Genomic DNA, 17,772 nt, shown 5'->3' on the forward strand with positions numbered 1-17,772 from the left:
GACTTGATCCGTGGCGCCCGATGGGCGGCTCACGATAAAACGCTTTCCTCGCCATCCCTGGCGCGACGCCGGTGCCTTTGAGGCCGCCCGGCCCGGCCTTCCCTGGCCGGTCGTAAATCGCGCTGCGAAGCAGTGCTTCGGTCGCGATTTACCCAACCGCTCCTTCCAGGCTAACTTCCAGCAACTTCCCGGCTTCCACCGCGAACTCCATGGGCAGCTCCTTGAACACTTCCTTGCAGAAGCCGTTCACGATCATGGAAATTGCTTTTTCCGGGTCGATGCCGCGCTGCCGGCACAAGAACAGCTGGTCGTCACTCACTTTGGAGGTGGTGGCCTCGTGCTCGATGGTGGCGCTGGGGTGCTTGGACTCGATGTACGGAAAGGTGTGCGCGCCGCATTTGTCGCCCAGCAGCAGCGAATCGCACTGGGTGAAGTTGCGGGCGTTTTCCGCACGCGGGCCCATACGCACCAGGCCCCGGTAGGCGTTGGAGCTTTTGCCCGCCGAAATGCCCTTGGAGACGATGGTGCTGCGGGTGTTCTTGCCCAGGTGGATCATCTTGGTGCCGGTGTCCGCCTGCTGGGCGTGGCGGGTCAGCGCCACCGAGTAGAACTCACCCACGGAGTTGTCGCCGCGCAGCACCACGGACGGGTACTTCCAGGTGATCGCCGAGCCGGTTTCCACCTGGGTCCAGCTGATCTTGGCGTTGTCGTGGGCGACGCCGCGCTTGGTCACGAAGTTGTAGATGCCGCCCTTGCCGTCCTTGTCGCCGGGGTACCAGTTCTGCACCGTGGAATACTTGATCTCGGCGCCGGGCAGGGCCACCAGCTCCACCACCGCCGCGTGCAGCTGGTTTTCATCGCGCTGCGGCGCGGTGCAGCCTTCCAGGTAGCTCACGTAGCTGCCTTCGTCGGCGACGATCAGGGTGCGCTCGAACTGGCCGGTGTTGGCCTCGTTGATGCGGAAATAGGTGGACAGCTCCATCGGGCAGCGTACGCCCTTGGGGATGTAAACAAAGGAGCCGTCGGTGAATACCGCCGAGTTGAGGCCAGCGAAGAAGTTGTCGCCCTTGGGCACCACGGAGCCCAGGTACTTCTTGATCAGTTCCGGGTGCTCGTGGACCGCCTCGGAGATCGAGCAGAAAATCACGCCCGCCTCCGCCAGCTTGGCCTTGAAGGTGGTGCCCACGGAGACCGAGTCGAACACCGCGTCCACGGCCACGCCTGCGAGCATTTCCTGCTCGTGCAGCGGGATACCCAGCTTCTTGTAGGTGTCCAGCAGTTCCGGGTCCACCTCGTCCAGGCTCTGCGGCCGGTCCTCCATGCTCTTGGGCGCGGAGTAATAGGAGATGGAATTCAGGTCCACCGGCGGGTAGGTGACGTGGGCCCAGTTGGGCTCGGCCATCTCCAGCCAGTTGCGGTAGGCGTCCAGACGCCACTCCAACAGCCATTCCGGTTCGCCCTTCTTGGCGGAAATGACGCGGATCACGTCCTCGTTCAGGCCCGGAGGCAAGGTGTCGGACTCCACCAGGGTGGTGAAACCCGCCTCGTACTCGGAGCTGATCACTTTGTCGAGTTCGGCTTGCGTGCTCATAATTAGCGGAATACCAGAGTAAATTACTCAGGTATTATACGGTATATGACGGCGAGGGGGAATCCGGGGTGTGAAAGCGCGGCCCATGGCCCCGATAGGGCCGGCAACGGTATCATATTTCGCCCTTCGTGCGTATAATCCGCCGGTTTCAGGAACCCCCAACTGGAGTGATCAGACAGATGGCTGTTGAGCGTACCCTCTCTATTATCAAGCCTGATGCCGTGGGCAAGAACGCGATCGGCGAGATCGTTGGCCGTTTCGAAAAGGCCGGCCTGAACGTGGTGGCCATGAAGATGCTGCACCTGAGCAAAGAGCAGGCCGAAGGCTTCTACGCCGAGCACAAAGAGCGTCCCTTCTTCGGCGACCTGGTCGGTTTCATGACCAGCGGCCCCGTGGTAGTACAGGTGCTGGAAGGCGAGGACGCGGTCAAGAAAAACCGTGATCTGATGGGTGCCACCAACCCGAAAGACGCCGAAGCCGGCACCATCCGTGCCGATTTCGCGGAAACCATCGACGAAAACGCTGTCCATGGTTCTGATTCCACCGAATCCGCCGCCCGTGAAGTGGACTACTTCTTCGCCGACGAGGAAGTCTGCCCGCGCACCCGCTAAGGGCTGCAAGGAGCGAAGCAATGAGTGCCCCCGACAAGGTAAATCTGCTCGGTCTCACCTACCCCGAGATGGAAGCCTTCTTCCTGGACATGGGCGAGAAGAAATTCCGCGCCCAGCAGGTGATGAAGTGGATCCACCACCACCAGGTGGATTCGTTCGAGCAGATGACCGACGTGGGCAAGGCCCTGCGTGAAAAACTCGTCCGTGTGGCGGAAATTCGCGGCCCGGAGGTGCTCCACGAGGGCATCTCCCGGGACGGCACCCGTAAATGGGTGTTCGAGGCCGACAACGGCGGCGCCGTGGAGACCGTCTTTATTCCCGACGGTCGCCGCGGCACCCTGTGTGTCTCTTCCCAGGTGGGTTGCGCCGTGGACTGCAGTTTCTGCTCCACCGGCAAGCAAGGCTTCCAGCGCGACCTCACCAGCTCGGAAATCATCGGCCAGGTGTGGCAGGCGAGCCGTTCGTTCGGCCCGCGCAAGAACCTGGGCGAGCACCCGATCACCAATGTGGTGATGATGGGCATGGGCGAGCCGCTGCTGAACTATAAGCCGGTGCTGGCCGCCATGCGCCTGATGCGTGACGACCTGGGCTACGGCATCAGCAAGCGCCGCATCACGCTGTCCACCTCCGGGGTGATTCCCAAGATTGATCAACTCAGCGCCGACCTGGACGTGTCCCTGGCGGTGAGTCTGCACGCCCCCAACGACGAGCTGCGCAACGAACTGGTGCCGCTCAACCGCAAATATCCGCTCAAGGAGCTGATGGCGGCGTGCAAGCGTTACAGCGACAACATCACCCATCGCCACAACACCATCACCATGGAATACGTGATGCTGCGCGATGTGAACGACAAACCGGAGCACGCCCGCCAGCTGGTCAAGCTGCTGCGCGGCATTCCGGTGAAGGTGAACCTGATTCCCTTCAACCCGTTTCCCCACGCGGGCTATGAACGCTCGCGCAAAAGCGACATTCTGGCATTCCACAAATTCCTGAATGACAATGGCGTCATGACCACCGTGCGCACCACCCGCGGCGACGATATCGACGCCGCCTGCGGCCAGTTGGTGGGCGAAGTGAAAGACCGTACCCGTCGCAGCGAACGATGGAAGGAATCCATTTTCCATCGCTCGGAACAGCCCGACAGCAAAACAGCATCCGTGCAATGAACCCAATGCTTCGACAGCTCGTTCTGATTCTGGTGGCCACCGTCGCGGTGGCCGGCTGCACCACCACGACCACCGGCGGCGGGCCCGCCGCCGACCCCAAGGAAGCGGTGCGCACCCGGGTCGCCGCCGGTTTGCAGTATCTGCAGATGGGCGACCCGTCCGAAGCCCGCCGCCATTTCTCCCGCGCGCTCTCCATCGACGACGACAGCGCCGCCGCCCACAACGCCATGGCGCTGCTGTACAACTACGAGCGCGACGCGGAGAAAGAGGAATACCACTACCGCAAGGCGCTGTCCGCCGACCGCAACTACGCCCCGGCACTGAACAATTACGGCACCTTGCTGTACACCCAGCGGCGCTACGAAGAGGCCCTGGAGAAATTCAAGCGCGCCGCCAACGACCCCAACTATGAAGGCCGCGCCAGCGCCTTCAGCAACATGGGGCAAAGCTACGCGGCGCTGGACCGGCCCGGCGACGCCAAGGACGCGTTCATCCGTGCCCTGCGCCTCAACGGCCGCTCCACCCACGCCACCCTGCAACTGGCCAAGCTCTATCATGAGGAAGGCCGCCATCAGATGGGCTGGGATTACTACAAACAGTACGAGCGCCGCATCGGCCGGCAGAGCGCCGAAGGGCTGTGGACCGGCATTCAACTGGCCGCCGCCCTCGGCTTACAGGATCAGCAGTCCAGCTATGAGCTGGCCTTGCAGAATCTCTATCCCGGTACCCGGGAGCACAAGCTCTGGCAGGAATGGCGGAGCGCGCAGGAGGGACGTCAATGAGCGCCAACGAGACCGTATTACCCGGCGAGAGACTGCGCCGGGCCCGGGAAGAGAAGGGTCTCAGCCAGGAGGAAGCCTGCAAGCATCTGCGGCTGTCCACTTCCTACATGCGGGCCCTGGAACAAGACGATTACGAGCGCCTGCCCGAAGCCCCTTTCATCAAGGGCTATCTGCGTAACTACGCCCGGTTTCTGGGCCTGCCGGCGGAAGAGCTGGCTCGGCAATTCCAGCAGCGCGTGGACGAAATGCGCCAGGATGAGCGCGAGCGCGAGCAGGCCGCCCTGGACGAAGCCCCCAGCAACCGCGAATGGCGCCTGCCGGCCCTGGCGGTGCTGGTGGCGGTGCTGCTGGTGGCCGTGGGCTGGTGGCTGTGGCCCCGCGGCGACATGAGCGCGCCGGAACCGTCCGTGGACGACGGCGGCCGTGGCGGCGAGGAAACCTTCGACAGCCCGGCGCCGCCGCAGGCCCCGGAGCCGGCCATGCCGGAAACCATCGAACCCACCGACCCGGTGGACGACAGCCTGCAGCCGCTGCCGGAAAGCGACGGCGACAGCGACCAGGGCGGCGAGCCGCCCTCCGAACAGTCCAACGACGGCTCCTCCGGCGGTGAACCCGCGTCCCGCCCGGAGCTGGCGGAACAGACACCGCAAAGCCAGGCCTCGCAGACCGAGCTGGCCGCCGCCCCCGGCGAAGACGGCATCGACAGCCTGGCCCTGGAATTTTCCCGCGTTTGCTGGATCAAAGTGGTGGACGCCACCGGCGCCACGCTCACCCAGGGCCAGCAAAACGCCGGCGGCAGCGTCAATCTGGACGGCGAGGCGCCGTTCCGCGTTACCCTGGGCGACGCGGCGGCAGTGAGCGCGGTACGCATCAACGGCTCCGCGGTCAGCCTGCCCAGCCAACGCTCCGGTGACGTGGTCCGCGTCACGCTGCCCTAGTCGTTTCAGGAGTTAGCATGGAACCGGAAGTCACCATCAAGCGCCGTAAATCCCGTCAGATTCACGTCGGCTCCGTGCCGGTGGGCGGCGATGCGCCGATCTCCGTGCAGAGCATGACCAACACCGACACCTGCGATGTGGACGCCACCGTCGCCCAGATCCGGGCTCTGGAAGGCGTGGGCGCGGACATCGTGCGCGTTTCGGTGCCCACCATGGATGCCGCCGAGGCCTTCGGCAAAATCCGCAAGCAGGTGAGCCTGCCGCTGGTGGCGGACATCCACTACGACTACAAGATTGCCCTGAAAGTGGCCGACGAAGGCGCCGACTGCCTGCGCATCAACCCGGGCAACATCGGCCGCGAGGACCGGGTGCGCGCGGTGATCGAATCCGCCCGCGACCACGGCGTGCCGATCCGCATCGGCGTCAACGCCGGCTCGCTGGAAAAAGAGCTGCAGCGCAAGTACGGCGAACCGACCAGCGACGCGCTGGTGGAATCCGCCCTGCGCCACGCCGAGATCCTCGACCGCTACGACTTCCAGGACTTCAAGGTCAGCGTCAAAGCCTCCAACGTCTTCATGACCCTGCAGGCCTACCGCAAGCTGGCCAGCCAGATCGAGCAGCCGCTGCACCTGGGCGTCACCGAGGCCGGCACCTTCCGCTCCGGCACGGTGAAGTCCTCGGTGGCCCTGGGCGGGCTGCTGATGGAAGGCATCGGCGACACCATTCGCGTCTCCCTGGCCGCCGATCCGGTGGAAGAGATTCGCGTCGGCTTCGACATTCTGAAAAGCCTGAACCTGCGCAAGAAGGGCGTGAACATCATCGCCTGCCCGAGCTGTTCACGGCAGAACTTCGACGTGATCAAGACCGTCAACGAGCTGGAAGCGCGCCTGGAAGACATCAACGAATCCGTGGACCTGGCGGTGATCGGCTGCCTGGTCAACGGCCCCGGCGAAGCCCGCGAAGTCGATGTCGGCCTCACCGGCGGCACGCCCAATAACCTGTCCTACGCGGACGGCCAAAAGAGCCACCACATCAAGTCCGAGAACCTGGTCGACGAGCTGGAGCGCATGGTGCGCGCCAAGGTGGCCCGCCAGCGCGAGGACGAAGAGAAAGGCGTGATCCTGCGAAGCGAATAACGCCCCGCAAGACGTTAAATAAGGAGAACCGGTGAGCAACAAGATCACGTCGATTCGTGGCATGAACGACGTTCTGCCCGAGCAGACGCCCCTGTGGCAGTGGCTGGAGCAGCGCGCCCGGGCGGTGCTGGCGGCCTACGGCTACCAGGAGATTCGTCTTCCCATCGTCGAGCGCACTGAATTGTTCGCGCGCGGCATCGGCGAAGTGACCGACATCGTCGAAAAAGAGATGTACACCTTCGCCGACCGCAACGACGACAGCCTGACGCTGCGCCCGGAAGGCACCGCCGGCTGCGTGCGCGCCGCCGAGCAGCACGGGCTGCTCTATAACCAGACCCAGCGGCTCTGGTACACCGGCCCGATGTTCCGCTACGAGCGCCCCCAGGCCGGCCGCAGCCGCCAGTTCCACCAGATCGGCGTGGAAACCTTCGGCATCGCCACCCCGGACATCGACGCGGAAGTGATCCTGCTCACCGCCCGGCTGTGGAAAGAGCTGGGCCTGAGCGACCAGGTCACCCTGGAGCTCAATACCCTCGGCGACAACGACGACCGGGCCCGCTACCGCGAGGCGCTGGTGGCGTTCCTGCGCGAGCACCGCGAGCGGCTCGACGAGGATTCGCAAAACCGCCTGGAGCGCAACCCGCTGCGCGTGCTCGACAGCAAGGACCCGGGCACCCGCGAGGTGCTGGAAAACGCGCCGCGCCTGGCCGACCATCTGGGCGACGAGGCGCGCGCCCACTTCGACGGGCTGCGCGCGCTGCTCGATGCCGCCGGCGTGCCCTATGTGATCAACCCCAACCTGGTGCGCGGGCTGGATTACTACGGCCGAACCGTGTTTGAGTGGACCACCACCGCGCTCGGCGCCCAGGGCACGGTCTGCGCCGGCGGCCGCTACGACGGCCTGGTGCAGCAACTGGGCGGCAAGCCGACCCCGGCGGTGGGCTTCGGCATGGGTCTGGAGCGGCTGGTGTTGCTACTCGAGCAAAAGCGTCCGGAACTGCCGGCGCCGGTGGCGATCTATATTACCGCCATGGGCGACGTGCAGACCCAGGCGCTGGTGCTGGCCGAGAAACTGCGCGACGCCCTGCCCGGTGTTGGCATTCAGTGCCATTGCGGCGGCGGCGGCTTCAAAAGCCAGATGAAGAAAGCCGACCGCAGCGGCGCCCGCTTCGCCCTGATCCTGGGGGAAGACGAAGTGGCCGCCAAACAGGTGGCGGTGAAACCGCTGCGTGATCAAAGCGAACAACAGCAACTGTCCGAGGACGAGGTCGCCCAATGGCTGGCCGCGCGCCTCGCGCCAAAAAGCGAATAAGGAGACATTGGGGTGGCAGATTACATCCGGGACGAAGAAGAACAGGCGGAACGCCTCAAGGAATGGTGGCAGAAGAACGGCACCGCCACGATTGTGGTGATCGTGCTGGCGATCGGTTCCATGATCGGCTGGCGCCAGTGGCAGGAGCACAGCAGCGGTCAGGCCGCAGAAGCGTCCAAGGTGTACGAATCCCTGGTCGCCGGCCTGGGCCAGGGCGGTGACGCCGAGCAGGTGCGCAGCGCCGCCGACACCCTGCTGGAAGACTTCGAGTCCACCGCCTACGCGGATTACGCCCGCCTGGCGCTGGCCAAGCTGGCCGCCGACGAGGGCAACCTCAACGGCGCCGCCGAGCAGCTCAAAGCGGTGGCCGAAGACGCCGCCAGCAAAGAACTGGAATATACCGCCCGGGTACGCCTGGCGCGGGTGCAGATCGAACAGGGGGATCTGGACGCCGCGGAACAGCAGATTTCGCGCACCTTCCCGGAAGCCTGGGAAGCCCAGGCGCTGGAGTTGAAAGGGGACATCGCCGGCGCCCGGGAAAAATGGGACGCGGCCCGCGACGCCTACACCGGCGCGCTGGAGGCACTGGATAACGGCGCCGCCAAGGACCGCGTGCAAATGAAACTCGACGACATGAAGTCCCTATAGTGAACCCTATGTTGAAAGCCTTCACGGCCCCGTTTTTGCTCGGTCTGGTGGCGCTGGCCGGTTGCAGCAGCAACCCCAACGCCATCGAACCCAACCCACTGCCGGAGTTCGAGTCCCGCTACGACGTCGACCGCCTGTGGCGCTCCGGCGCCGGTGACGGCGTCGACGAAACCGCCATGACGCTGACCCCGGCGGTGACCAACCAGCAGGTGTTCGCCGCCGACATCCAGGGCCGCGTCTACGCCTTCGACCGGGAAAACGGCAAACGCCAGTGGCGCAGCAAAACCGAGGACCGCATCTCCGGCGGCCTCTACGCCGGCTACGGCCAGGTGCTCTACGGCACCCGCGAAGGCGACGTGGTGGCCCTGGACGGCGACGACGGCGAGCCGCTGTGGCGCACCGAAGTGAGCAGTGAAGTGCTGGCCGCGCCCACCAGCAACGGCAGCCTGGTGGTGGCTCAGACCATCGACGGCCACGTGCTGGGCCTGGACGGCAGCAGCGGCGAGCAAATCTGGGACTACGAAACCACGGTGCCCAACCTGACCCTGCTCGGCGGCGCCCAGCCGGTGATCGTCAACGGCCGGGTCTACGCCGGCTTCGCCAGCGGCAAGGTGGCCGCCATCGAAGCGGACACCGGCGCCCCGCTGTGGGAGCGCCGCGTGGCGGAGCCCTCCGGCCGCTCCGAGCTGGACCGCCTGGTGGACGTGAACGCCAACATGCTGGTGGAAAACGGCGGCGTCTTCACCGCCACCTTCCAGGGCCAGCTGTCGGTGCTCGACTGGGAGAACGGCCGCCCCTACTGGAGCAAGGACCTGTCCAGCCACCAGACCATCAGCTCCTACCTGGGCACCCTGTTCGTGGCCGACGACGAAGGCCTGGTGCGCGCCGCCGAGCAGCGCAGCGGCAGCTTCCTGTGGCAGCAGGACAAGCTCTACGGCCGCCGCCTCACCGGTACCGCCGTCCAGGACGGCCTGGTGGTGGTTGGCGACTTCGAAGGCTACCTGCACTGGATGGACGCCGACACCGGCAAGCTGGTGGCCCGCTACCGCCACGACCGCGACGGCTTCTCGTCCACGCCGGTGGTGGTCGACGACGTGCTCTACGCGCTCAGCGCCGACGGCAAGCTCGCCGCCTACCGCATCGAGGCGGACGACTAGGCGCAAGCCCCGAGCTACAAGCCCCGCGCATCGCCGGGCTTGTAGCTTGCCATTTGTAGCTAGAAACCCCGCACGCCTGTATCCTGCCCCCTAAATCACCACAGCCACTCCGACCGAGCCCCAATGAAACCCGTGATCGCCCTGGTGGGCCGCCCCAATGTGGGCAAATCCACGCTGTTCAACCGCCTTACCCGCACCCGTGACGCCATCGTGGCGGACTTCCCCGGCCTCACCCGGGACCGCCAGTACGGCGACGGCCGCCTGGGCGACCGCCCCTACACGGTGGTCGACACCGGCGGCATCGGCGAAAGCGAAGAGGGCATCGACCGGCCGATGACCGACCAGGCCCTGCAGGCGGTGGGCGAAGCGGACGTGGTGCTGTTCCTGGTGGACGGCCGCGCCGGCCTCACCGCCGCCGACGAGCAGGTGGCCTCGGAGCTGCGCAAGCTGCCCAAGCCGGTCTACCTGGCGGTCAACAAAACCGACGGCCTGGACCCGGACACCGCCCTCGCGGACTTCTACGGCCTGGGCCTCACCGAGCTGTTCCCGATCGCCGCCGCCCACGGGCGTGGCGTGCGCGGCATGATCACCGAGGTGCTCAAAGAGTTTCCCGAAGCGGACGAGGACGACGGCGAGCCCGCCGATCCGGACACCGTGCGCGTGGCGGTGCTGGGGCGCCCCAATGTGGGCAAATCCACCCTGATCAACCGCATCCTCGGCGAGGAGCGGGTGGTGGTGTTCGACCAGGCCGGTACCACCCGCGACACCATCGAGGTGCCGTTCGTGCGCCAGGACCGCAACGGCGACGGCGAGCGCAACTACGTGCTGATCGACACCGCCGGCATCCGCCGCCGCGGCAAGGTCCACGAGACCATCGAAAAATTCTCCGTGATCAAGGCGCTGCAGGCGGTGGACGCCGCCCAGGTGGTGATGGTGGTGATCGATGCCCGCGACGGCATCACCGACCAGGACCTGCACCTGCTCGGCTATGTGCTGGAAACCGGCCGCGCCCTGGTGATCGCGGTGAACAAATGGGACGGCCTGGAGGCCGACCACCGCCAGTGGGTCAAGCGCGAGCTGGAACGGCGCTTGCATTTCGCCCCCTGGGTGAAGGTGCACTTTATTTCCGCGCTGCACGGCACCGGCGTCGGCGACCTGTTCGGCTTTATCGAGCGCGCCTGGGATTCCGCCTTCATCAAGCTGGGCAGCAACGCGCTCACCCGCATGCTGCAGGACATCACCCACTCGCACCCGCCGCCGCGCGCCGGGCGCTTCCGGGCCAAGCTGCGCTACGCGCATCTGGGCGGCTCCAACCCGCCCACGGTGGTGATCCACGGCAACCGTACCGAGTCGTTACCGAACAGCTACCAGCGCTACCTGGAGAACCGCTTCCGGGAGCTGCTAAAGATTGAAGGCTCGCCGATCCGGCTGGAGCTGAAGTCCGGCGACAACCCCTACGAGGGCCGCAAGACCCAGCTCACCGAACGGCAAATCAAACGCAAACGCCGCATGATGAAGCACGTTAAGAAATAAACCGCGGGGTCGCGGGGTTTGTAGGAGCGGGCCCAGCCCGCGAAAGGCAAGCAAAGCTTGCCGGCAGGATCCCAGAGACCTGATTTAATCTCACTGAATCAGGCCTCTGGGATCCTGCCGGGTGGCCGGCGCCACCCTTTCGCGGGCAAGGCCCGCTCCCACAAGAACGACATCATTTGGGGGATGGAAGTGCGGGGGCACAAGACCTTACTACTGGCGTTTCTGCCATGGCTGGCGCTGTCCGCCCGGGCGGACGCGCCATTCGACTCCGATAGCGAGGTGCCGAGGGTACTCACCCCGGCGCGCCTGGATCAGCCCATTTCCGAAGTGCCCGCCAGCGTCACCGTCATCGACCGGGAACTGATCCGCGCCAGCGGCGCCCGGGAGCTGCACGAGGTGTTGCGTCTGGTGCCGGGCATGGCGGTGGCCAAGGCCGACGGCAACGTGCCCACCGTTTCCTACCACGGCACCCAGGCCCGCGACACCCGCCGCATGCTGGTGCTGATCGACGGGCGCAGCGTTTACCAGCCCGGCTTCGCCCGGGTCAGCTGGAACGATCTGGCGGTCAGCCTGGAAGACGTGGAACGCATCGAAGTCACCCGTGGCCCGGCCTCCGCCGCCTACGGCGCCAACGCTTTCACCGGGGTGATCAACATCATCACCCGCGACCCCCGCGACAGTGTCGGCCAGCGGGTCAGCGTGCGTGCCGGCAACAACGGCATCCGCGACGCGCGCCTGGGCGCCAGCCACCAGTTCGAAAACGGCGCCTTCCGCGTCAGCGTCAGCAGCCAGCGCGACGACGGCTACGACGCCGGCATCACACCGCTGGAAAACGGCGACGCCAAGCGCGTCGACAAGCTCAACAGCCGCACCGTGTTCGAGCTGTCCCCCCGCGACACCCTCACCGTGCACGCCGGCGGCAGCCGCTCGCGGCTGGACCGGCCGCCGGAATCCGGCCTTCAGGAACTGGCCGACTACTACGACGACACCCACCAGGTGGGCGAGCGCGCCTTCTTCGGCCTCGACTGGCAGCGCCAGTTTTCCCCGCGCCACCAGCTCAAGGTGAGCGCCTACGGCCAGTACACCAACGAAGACAACAACCTGGACCTGTGCTTCCGCGACCCGCTCACCGGCGCCCAGGGGCCCGGCGGCGGGCTGTTTTTCTCCCAGGAGTTGCGCGACCTGTACCTGGCCAACAACAGCGACATCGGCCAGACCCTGGCCGCCGCCGGCGCCGACCCGGGCATCCAGAACCGCTACGCCACCCTGCAGGCCAGCGGCGCCCAGGCGTTCTGCGGGCGCGCCTGGCTGGACACCCAGGAAACCCGCTACGACCTGGAAATCCAGGACACCCTGCAGGTCACCGACTGGGCGCGGCTGGTGGCCGGCGCCAACCTGCGCCACGACCGGGGCGAATCCCAGGCGTTTCTGTCCGGCACCGGCGAGAACGTCAGCCGGCGCCTGTTCGCCAACCTGGCGGTGAAGCCGGTGGCGCCGGTGACCATCAGCCTGGGCGGCTTCTGGGAGTACGACGACATCAATGGCGAGCACTTCAGCCCGCGCGCCGGCATCAACTGGCAGGTGGTGCGCGGCCACACCCTGCGCGCCTCCTACGCCCGCGCGCTGCGCACCCCGGACATCTACGAAGACCAGGCGCGCATCAACCTGCCGATCACCGACCTGAACGCGCCCTTCGCCGGCAACGAGCAAGCGCTGCTGGGCTGGAACCCGGCCTCCTTCTTCGTCACCCAGCAGAGCCCCGGCATGCTCAAGCCGGAGCGCATCCGCTCCCGCGAGCTGGGCTACTACGGGCGCTTCTTCGCCGGTGCCCTGGGCGGCTTCGAGCTGGACATCCGCTACTTCCGCGAAGAGCTCTGGGATCTGGTCAGCGGCGCCCTCAACCCGTTCGATTTCGACCCGGCCAACGACGGCGAGGTGAAGCACCGCGGCACCGAGGCGCAGCTGAGCTGGCGGCCCAACGGCCAGCACCTGCTGCGCGTCACCGGCGCCCACGTACACACCGACACCGACAACGGCACCGAGCAGCGCTTCGCCGCCCGCGACAGCGCCAGCGCCCTGTGGCACTGGCGCCTCGGTGGCGGCTGGTCCTGGTCCACCGCCTACTACCTGGCCCGCGATTACAACGACTACCCCTTCGAGCGGCTGGATGCGCAGCTCGGTTTCCGGCACCGTCTGCATCAGACAGAAGTGGAATGGCGTTTCGTGGTCCAACACCCGCTCAATAAAGAACCGGTGGTTTTTGTCGAAAACCAGTACCAGGACGACCAGCGCTATTGGATCGGCGCCACGGTCACTTTCTAGGGATCAGAAGCGGGGGATCGCAGCCCATGCGGCACGATAACAGCAACACAGACGGCGCCCGGAGGCGCGGCGGCTAGGATGCGTCACGCCTGGGGGATAGGTTTACTGCTGTTGAGCCTGGTGGCCGGAACCGCCGCCGCGGGCGCCCCTGCGTTCGGCGCCTACGCGACGGACCGCGGCGAGCAGGGCGCCCCCGTGCGACTGGCGGTGCGCGCGCCTTCCCCGGAAGCCGCCGCCGCCTTCGCCGGCGCCCTGCGCGCCCTGGCCGGCGATACCCTGAGTCTGGTGGAAGAGGACGCCGATCTGGTGCTGGCCCTGGGCGAGCAGGCGTTCCGCGACGCCCTGGCCGCCGACGGGCCGCCCGTGCTGGGCCTGGCGGTGCCACGCCGGGCCGCCGACCAATTGATCACCGACCACTGCCGCTGCAGCGCCATCTGGCAGGGCGTGCCGCTGGACACCCAGCTGGCCTTGTTGCGCGCGCTGCTGCCGGAGGCGCGCCGCATCGGCATCCTGCGCGCCCCGCACAGCGTCTGGCGCACCCTGCCGCCGGCGCCGCCGGGCCTGAGCCTGGAGGCGGTCACGGTCCCCGAGCCGGACCAGCTCGGCGTGTTGCTGCGCCGCCACCTGCCGGAATGGGATGCGCTGCTGCTGCCCGAGGACGGCGCCCTGTTCGACGGCGGCGCCGCCCGGCTGGTGCTGCTCACCAGCTACCGCCAGCGGGTGCCGGTGGTGGGGCCGGACGGCGCCTACGTGCGCGCCGGCAGCGTCGCCAGCGCCCGCGTGCGGCTCACGGATCTGGCCGCCGCCGCGCGGGACGCCGTGGATGTCCACCAGCGGCTCGGCCACTGGCCCGCGCCGGGCTTCGCCGGTCATTATTCCCTGGCCGTGAACGAGCACGTGGCCGGCGCCTACGACCTGGGCCCGGTGGATCGGGCGCCCCTGGAACGGATTTTGGAGGCTACGCCATGACACGTCGCGGCGGCATTCGCCGGCAACTGCAATGGCTGGGGGTGATCCCGGCGCTGATCATGCTGATCCTGGTGTTGGTATCGCTCACCTGGCAGCGTTTTCAGGACGCCGACAACGAAGTGCGCCAGCTGGGCGGCTTCCTCGCCCAGCAACTGGCCGGCAGCGCCGAATACGGCGTGCTCAGCGGTAATCTGTCCGACCTGCGCCGCCAGGCCAACATGGTGCTGGCGCGGCCGGATGTGCAGTACGTGCAGTTCCGCGACCAGGACGGCGAGCCGCTGCTGCGCGCCGGCCTGGAGGCCGACCGGGTGGTGGGCGAGGACGTGCTGGAATTCCACGCCGGCATCTACCGCCAGCCGGTGGCCCTGGACCCGGCCTTCGGCGAAGGCCGCTCGGCGCGGCCGGACCGCATCGGCGAGGTGGTGCTGGGCGTGTCCCGGGGGCGCATCCTCGCCCGCCAGAAGGAGATCATCGGCACCAGCCTGCTGCCGGCGTTGCTGGCCATGGTGGTGGGGCTGTTCAGCGCCGGTTACCTGGCGCGGCAGATCGCCGACCCGATCAGCTACCTGTCCGGGCTGGTGCGGGTGATCCGCGGCGGCGACTACCACGTGCGCGGGGTGCGCCCGCTCAGCGGCGAGCTGGGCCACCTGCAGATCGACATCAACGAACTGGCCGCCAGCCTGGATCAGGCCCGCCGCGATCAGCAGGTCGCCATGACCGAACTGCGCGAGGCGCACCACCGCGCCGAACACGCCAGCCAGGCCAAGAGCGACTTCCTGGCGATGATGAGCCACGAGCTGCGCACCCCCATGAACGGCGTGCTCGGCATGCTGCAGCTGCTGGAAACCACCCACCAGGACGACGAGCAGCGCGAATACACCGACGCCGCCCTGGAATCCACCGGCCACCTGCTGGCGGTGATCAACGACATTCTCGACTTTTCGCGCATCGAAGCCGGGCGCATGGAGATCGACCAGAGCTACTTCGCCCCGGAACCGCTGCTGCAGAACTGCGTGGGCACCTTCCGCTACCTGGCCCGGGAAAAGGGCCTGTACCTGGAAATGGAGGGCGCGGAGGCGCTGGCCGGCCTGGAGATCCGCTCCGACGCCACCCGGCTGCGCCAGATCCTCAGCAACCTGATCTCCAACGCGGTGAAATTCACCGAGGCCGGCGGCATCCGCGTGCGGGTGGACGTGCGCCACGACGAGCGCCACATGCTCAACCTCACCATCGACGTGCGCGACACCGGCATCGGCATCGCCGAGCACAAGCTCGACCGGCTGTTCCAGGCGTTCTCGCAGCTGGATTCGTCCAGCGCCCGGCGCTTCGGCGGCACCGGCCTGGGGCTGGTGATCGCCCGGCGCCTGGCGCAGATTCTCGGCGGCGACCTGACCGTCACCAGCGACCCGGAGCAGGGCAGCTGCTTCTCCCTGGCGCTGCGCGTACGCAGCCGCGCCGTGGAGCAGCCGGCGGTGGCGGAGCCGAAAAAGGAGGTCACCCAACTGAGCGGCCGGGTGCTGCTGGTGGAGGACAACGACGTCAACCGGCTGGTGGCCTGCCGCATGCTCGAGCACCTGGGGCTGGAAGTGGCCACCGCCGGCGACGGCGCCACCGCCCTGGCGATGTGCGCCGAGCAGCACTTCGACTGCCTGCTGATGGACGTGCAGATGCCGGTGATGGACGGCCTGGAAGCCACCCGCGCCCTGCGCCGCCGCGAGCGGGAAGCCGGCCGCGACCCGGTGCCGATCATCGCGCTTACCGCCAACGCCATGTTTGAAGAACGCCAACGCTGCCTCGCCGCCGGCATGGACGCCCACCTCGCCAAACCCTTCCGCCGCCGCCGCCTCGCCCGCCTCCTCAGCCGCTATTTGTAAACCAAGCCGGGGCTGGGGAGGGCCTTATGGGGGCGGGCTGTGGGAGCGGGCCTCGCCCGCGAAAGGGTGGCTTTTAGCCACCCGGCGGGATGCCAGAGACGCTGTTGGTGCTGCCGTTAGAACGGTCTCTGGAATCCTGCCGGCCGGCTTTGCCGGCCTTTCGCGGGCAGGGCCCGCTCGCACAAGGATCGCTCCCCAAAGGCCGGTTTTTATTCCTCTGGCTTAACCCGAGTCACAGTCGCCTCAAACGACCCCTTGGCGAGCCGGGTTTCCACGGTCTGCCCCTCTTTCAGCGCGTCCACCGACCGCAGCGGCTGCCCCTCAACCAGCGTCAACGAATAGCCCCGATCCAGGGTCGCCAACGGGCTGGCGGTGTGCAGCCGCCGGGCCGCGCCGTCCAGGCGCTGCGCCAGATGCCGCTGCTGATGCCGCAACGGCACCGGCAGCCGCCGCTGCAGCTCGTGCAACCGCTGCGCCTGACGCGCCACCTGCGACGCCGGCGACTGCTGGCGCAAACGCACGTCCAGTGGCTGCCAGCGCCCGCGCAGCAGCGCCAGGTTGTGTTTGAGGGTGCGCGCCATGCGCGCCTGCAGCTCGTCCACCTGCTGGCGGGTCTGCTCCAGCTGCCGGTTGGGGTGGCGGGCGTGCAGCCGCCGGGCCAGGCCCTCCAGCCGCTGGCGCTGGCCGCGCAGGTTCTGGACCATCAAATGCCGCTGGCGGCGGCCCAGCACCCCCAGGCGGGCGAGCAGGGCGTCGCCGTCCGGGCTGATCAGCTCCGCCGCCGCCGAGGGCGTGGGCGCGCGCACGTCGGCGGCGAAATCGCACAGCGACACGTCCACCTCGTGGCCCACCGCGCTGACCACCGGAATCGGACTGTCCGCCACCGCGCGCACCAGCGCCTCGTCGTTGAACGCCCACAAATCTTCCAGGCTGCCGCCGCCGCGCCCCAGCACCAGCACGTCGCACTCGTTGCGCTGGATCGCCAGGGCCAGCGCCCGGCGGATCTGCGCCGGCGCTTCGGCGCCCTGCACCGGGGTGGGGTAGATCAGCACCGGAATCGACGGCGCCCGGCGCTTGAGCACCTGCAGCACATCGCGGATCGCCGCGCCGCTGGGGCTGGTGATCACCCCGATGCGCCTGGGCCACGCCGGTAGTGGGCGCTTACGTTCCTGGGCGAACAGCCCCTCGGATTCCAGCTTCGCCTTGAGCGCCTCGAACTGGGCGCGCAACGCGCCTTCACCCGCTTCCTCCATGTGCTCGACGATGATCTGGAAACCGCCCCGCGGCACGAACACTGTCACCCGGGCGCGCACCAGAATCTGCTGGCCGTCGCGGGGCTGGAAGCGCAGCAGGCTGTTACGGTTCCGAAACATGGCCGCGTTAACCTGGGCGCGGTCGTCCTTGAGGCTGAAATAGATATGCCCGGAGCGCGGCCGCGCCAGGTTGGAGATCTCGCCCTGCAGCCAGATCAGCGGGAAGCTGCCCTCCAGCAGGCCCTGGGCCTCCAGGTTCAGGCGGCTGACGGAATACGGTTCGGTGCGCGAAGAAGTCATGCCGCGCAATTTACGGCGCCAGGGCGCCAGCAGCAAGCGCCTCTGGAATCCTGCCGGCCGGCTTTGCCGGCCTTTCGCGGGCGGGGCCCGCTCCCACAGGGAGGTTTTAGCCGGTGACCCGATTGCTGCTGAGGGCGGTATTGTTCTATAATGTTCGGCTTAATTTAACGGAGCCCCTGG

General features: G+C 67.2%; 14 protein-coding genes. 12 read left to right on the forward strand and 2 right to left on the reverse strand.

The window, feature by feature from the left end:
* Window positions 1–148: 148 nt before the first annotated feature.
* On the reverse strand, window positions 149–1,591 hold the full coding sequence (gene sufB / locus ACMG4O_RS06885; RefSeq protein WP_335629685.1) for a Fe-S cluster assembly protein SufB: 1,443 nt from the start codon (window positions 1,589–1,591) through the stop codon (window positions 149–151).
* A 179-nt stretch (window positions 1,592–1,770) separates the two neighbouring features.
* Here sufB and ndk point away from each other — a divergent pair, with 179 nt between their 5' ends.
* The 12 genes from ndk to ACMG4O_RS06945 all read left to right on the forward strand — a co-directional run bounded on the left by ndk (window position 1,771) and on the right by ACMG4O_RS06945 (window position 16,039).
* Complete coding sequence (gene ndk / locus ACMG4O_RS06890) at window positions 1,771–2,202, forward strand: nucleoside-diphosphate kinase (RefSeq protein WP_142948493.1); 432 nt, start codon at window positions 1,771–1,773, stop codon at window positions 2,200–2,202.
* Window positions 2,203–2,222: 20 nt separating this feature from the next.
* A complete protein-coding gene (rlmN, locus tag ACMG4O_RS06895) occupies window positions 2,223–3,368 on the forward strand; it encodes a 23S rRNA (adenine(2503)-C(2))-methyltransferase RlmN (RefSeq protein WP_142948494.1) in 1,146 nt (381 codons plus the stop codon).
* 5 nt (window positions 3,369–3,373) lie between these two features.
* Entirely contained in the window at window positions 3,374–4,150 is a 777-nt protein-coding gene (pilW, locus tag ACMG4O_RS06900) for a type IV pilus biogenesis/stability protein PilW (protein WP_142948495.1), read from the forward strand.
* On the forward strand, window positions 4,147–5,088 hold the full coding sequence (locus ACMG4O_RS06905) for a RodZ domain-containing protein (protein WP_335629686.1): 942 nt from the start codon (window positions 4,147–4,149) through the stop codon (window positions 5,086–5,088). Before pilW ends, ACMG4O_RS06905 begins: the two co-directional genes overlap by 4 nt.
* Window positions 5,089–5,105: 17 nt before the next feature.
* On the forward strand, window positions 5,106–6,224 hold the full coding sequence (gene ispG / locus ACMG4O_RS06910) for a flavodoxin-dependent (E)-4-hydroxy-3-methylbut-2-enyl-diphosphate synthase (protein WP_142948497.1): 1,119 nt from the start codon (window positions 5,106–5,108) through the stop codon (window positions 6,222–6,224).
* A gap of 31 nt (window positions 6,225–6,255) precedes the next feature.
* Entirely contained in the window at window positions 6,256–7,536 is a 1,281-nt protein-coding gene (hisS, locus tag ACMG4O_RS06915; protein ID WP_414434713.1) for a histidine--tRNA ligase, read from the forward strand.
* 12 nt (window positions 7,537–7,548) lie between these two features.
* Entirely contained in the window at window positions 7,549–8,184 is a 636-nt protein-coding gene (locus ACMG4O_RS06920; RefSeq protein WP_370183982.1) for a YfgM family protein, read from the forward strand.
* An 8-nt stretch (window positions 8,185–8,192) separates the two neighbouring features.
* A complete protein-coding gene (gene bamB / locus ACMG4O_RS06925; protein ID WP_414434714.1) occupies window positions 8,193–9,341 on the forward strand; it encodes an outer membrane protein assembly factor BamB in 1,149 nt (382 codons plus the stop codon).
* Between the two features lie 123 nt (window positions 9,342–9,464).
* Entirely contained in the window at window positions 9,465–10,874 is a 1,410-nt protein-coding gene (gene der / locus ACMG4O_RS06930; protein WP_370203890.1) for a ribosome biogenesis GTPase Der, read from the forward strand.
* Window positions 10,875–11,063: 189 nt separating this feature from the next.
* A complete protein-coding gene (locus tag ACMG4O_RS06935; RefSeq protein ID WP_414434715.1) occupies window positions 11,064–13,196 on the forward strand; it encodes a TonB-dependent receptor plug domain-containing protein in 2,133 nt (710 codons plus the stop codon).
* A gap of 78 nt (window positions 13,197–13,274) precedes the next feature.
* On the forward strand, window positions 13,275–14,165 hold the full coding sequence (locus tag ACMG4O_RS06940; RefSeq protein WP_414434716.1) for a hypothetical protein: 891 nt from the start codon (window positions 13,275–13,277) through the stop codon (window positions 14,163–14,165).
* A complete protein-coding gene (locus tag ACMG4O_RS06945) occupies window positions 14,162–16,039 on the forward strand; it encodes an ATP-binding protein (RefSeq protein WP_414434717.1) in 1,878 nt (625 codons plus the stop codon). The genes ACMG4O_RS06940 and ACMG4O_RS06945 overlap by 4 nt, the downstream gene beginning before the upstream one ends.
* Window positions 16,040–16,248: 209 nt before the next feature.
* On the opposite strand, the gene xseA is transcribed toward ACMG4O_RS06945, so the two are convergent.
* Window positions 16,249–17,592 (reverse strand): exodeoxyribonuclease VII large subunit, encoded by a 1,344-nt coding sequence (gene xseA, locus ACMG4O_RS06950; RefSeq protein WP_414434718.1) that lies wholly within the window; start codon window positions 17,590–17,592, stop codon window positions 16,249–16,251.
* Window positions 17,593–17,772: the final 180 nt, after the last annotated feature.

Source organism: Alloalcanivorax venustensis, from assembly GCF_047495515.1.
GTDB lineage: Bacteria > Pseudomonadota > Gammaproteobacteria > Pseudomonadales > Alcanivoracaceae > Alloalcanivorax > Alloalcanivorax venustensis.

What these genes read in the sequence shown, in the direction of transcription:
- rlmN (WP_142948494.1), top strand. Translation starts at nt 2,223, where the DNA reads ATGAGTGCCCCCGACAAGGTAAATCTGCTCGGTCTCACCTACCCCGAG.
- ACMG4O_RS06945 (WP_414434717.1), top strand. Translation starts at nt 14,162, where the DNA reads ATGACACGTCGCGGCGGCATTCGCCGGCAACTGCAATGGCTGGGGGTG.
- ndk (WP_142948493.1), top strand. Translation starts at nt 1,771, where the DNA reads ATGGCTGTTGAGCGTACCCTCTCTATTATCAAGCCTGATGCCGTGGGC.
- xseA (WP_414434718.1), bottom strand. Translation starts at nt 17,592, where the DNA reads ATGACTTCTTCGCGCACCGAACCGTATTCCGTCAGCCGCCTGAACCTG.
- der (WP_370203890.1), top strand. Translation starts at nt 9,465, where the DNA reads ATGAAACCCGTGATCGCCCTGGTGGGCCGCCCCAATGTGGGCAAATCC.
- ispG (WP_142948497.1), top strand. Translation starts at nt 5,106, where the DNA reads ATGGAACCGGAAGTCACCATCAAGCGCCGTAAATCCCGTCAGATTCAC.
- ACMG4O_RS06905 (WP_335629686.1), top strand. Translation starts at nt 4,147, where the DNA reads ATGAGCGCCAACGAGACCGTATTACCCGGCGAGAGACTGCGCCGGGCC.
- bamB (WP_414434714.1), top strand. Translation starts at nt 8,193, where the DNA reads ATGTTGAAAGCCTTCACGGCCCCGTTTTTGCTCGGTCTGGTGGCGCTG.
- pilW (WP_142948495.1), top strand. Translation starts at nt 3,374, where the DNA reads ATGCTTCGACAGCTCGTTCTGATTCTGGTGGCCACCGTCGCGGTGGCC.
- sufB (WP_335629685.1), bottom strand. Translation starts at nt 1,591, where the DNA reads ATGAGCACGCAAGCCGAACTCGACAAAGTGATCAGCTCCGAGTACGAG.
- ACMG4O_RS06940 (WP_414434716.1), top strand. Translation starts at nt 13,275, where the DNA reads ATGCGTCACGCCTGGGGGATAGGTTTACTGCTGTTGAGCCTGGTGGCC.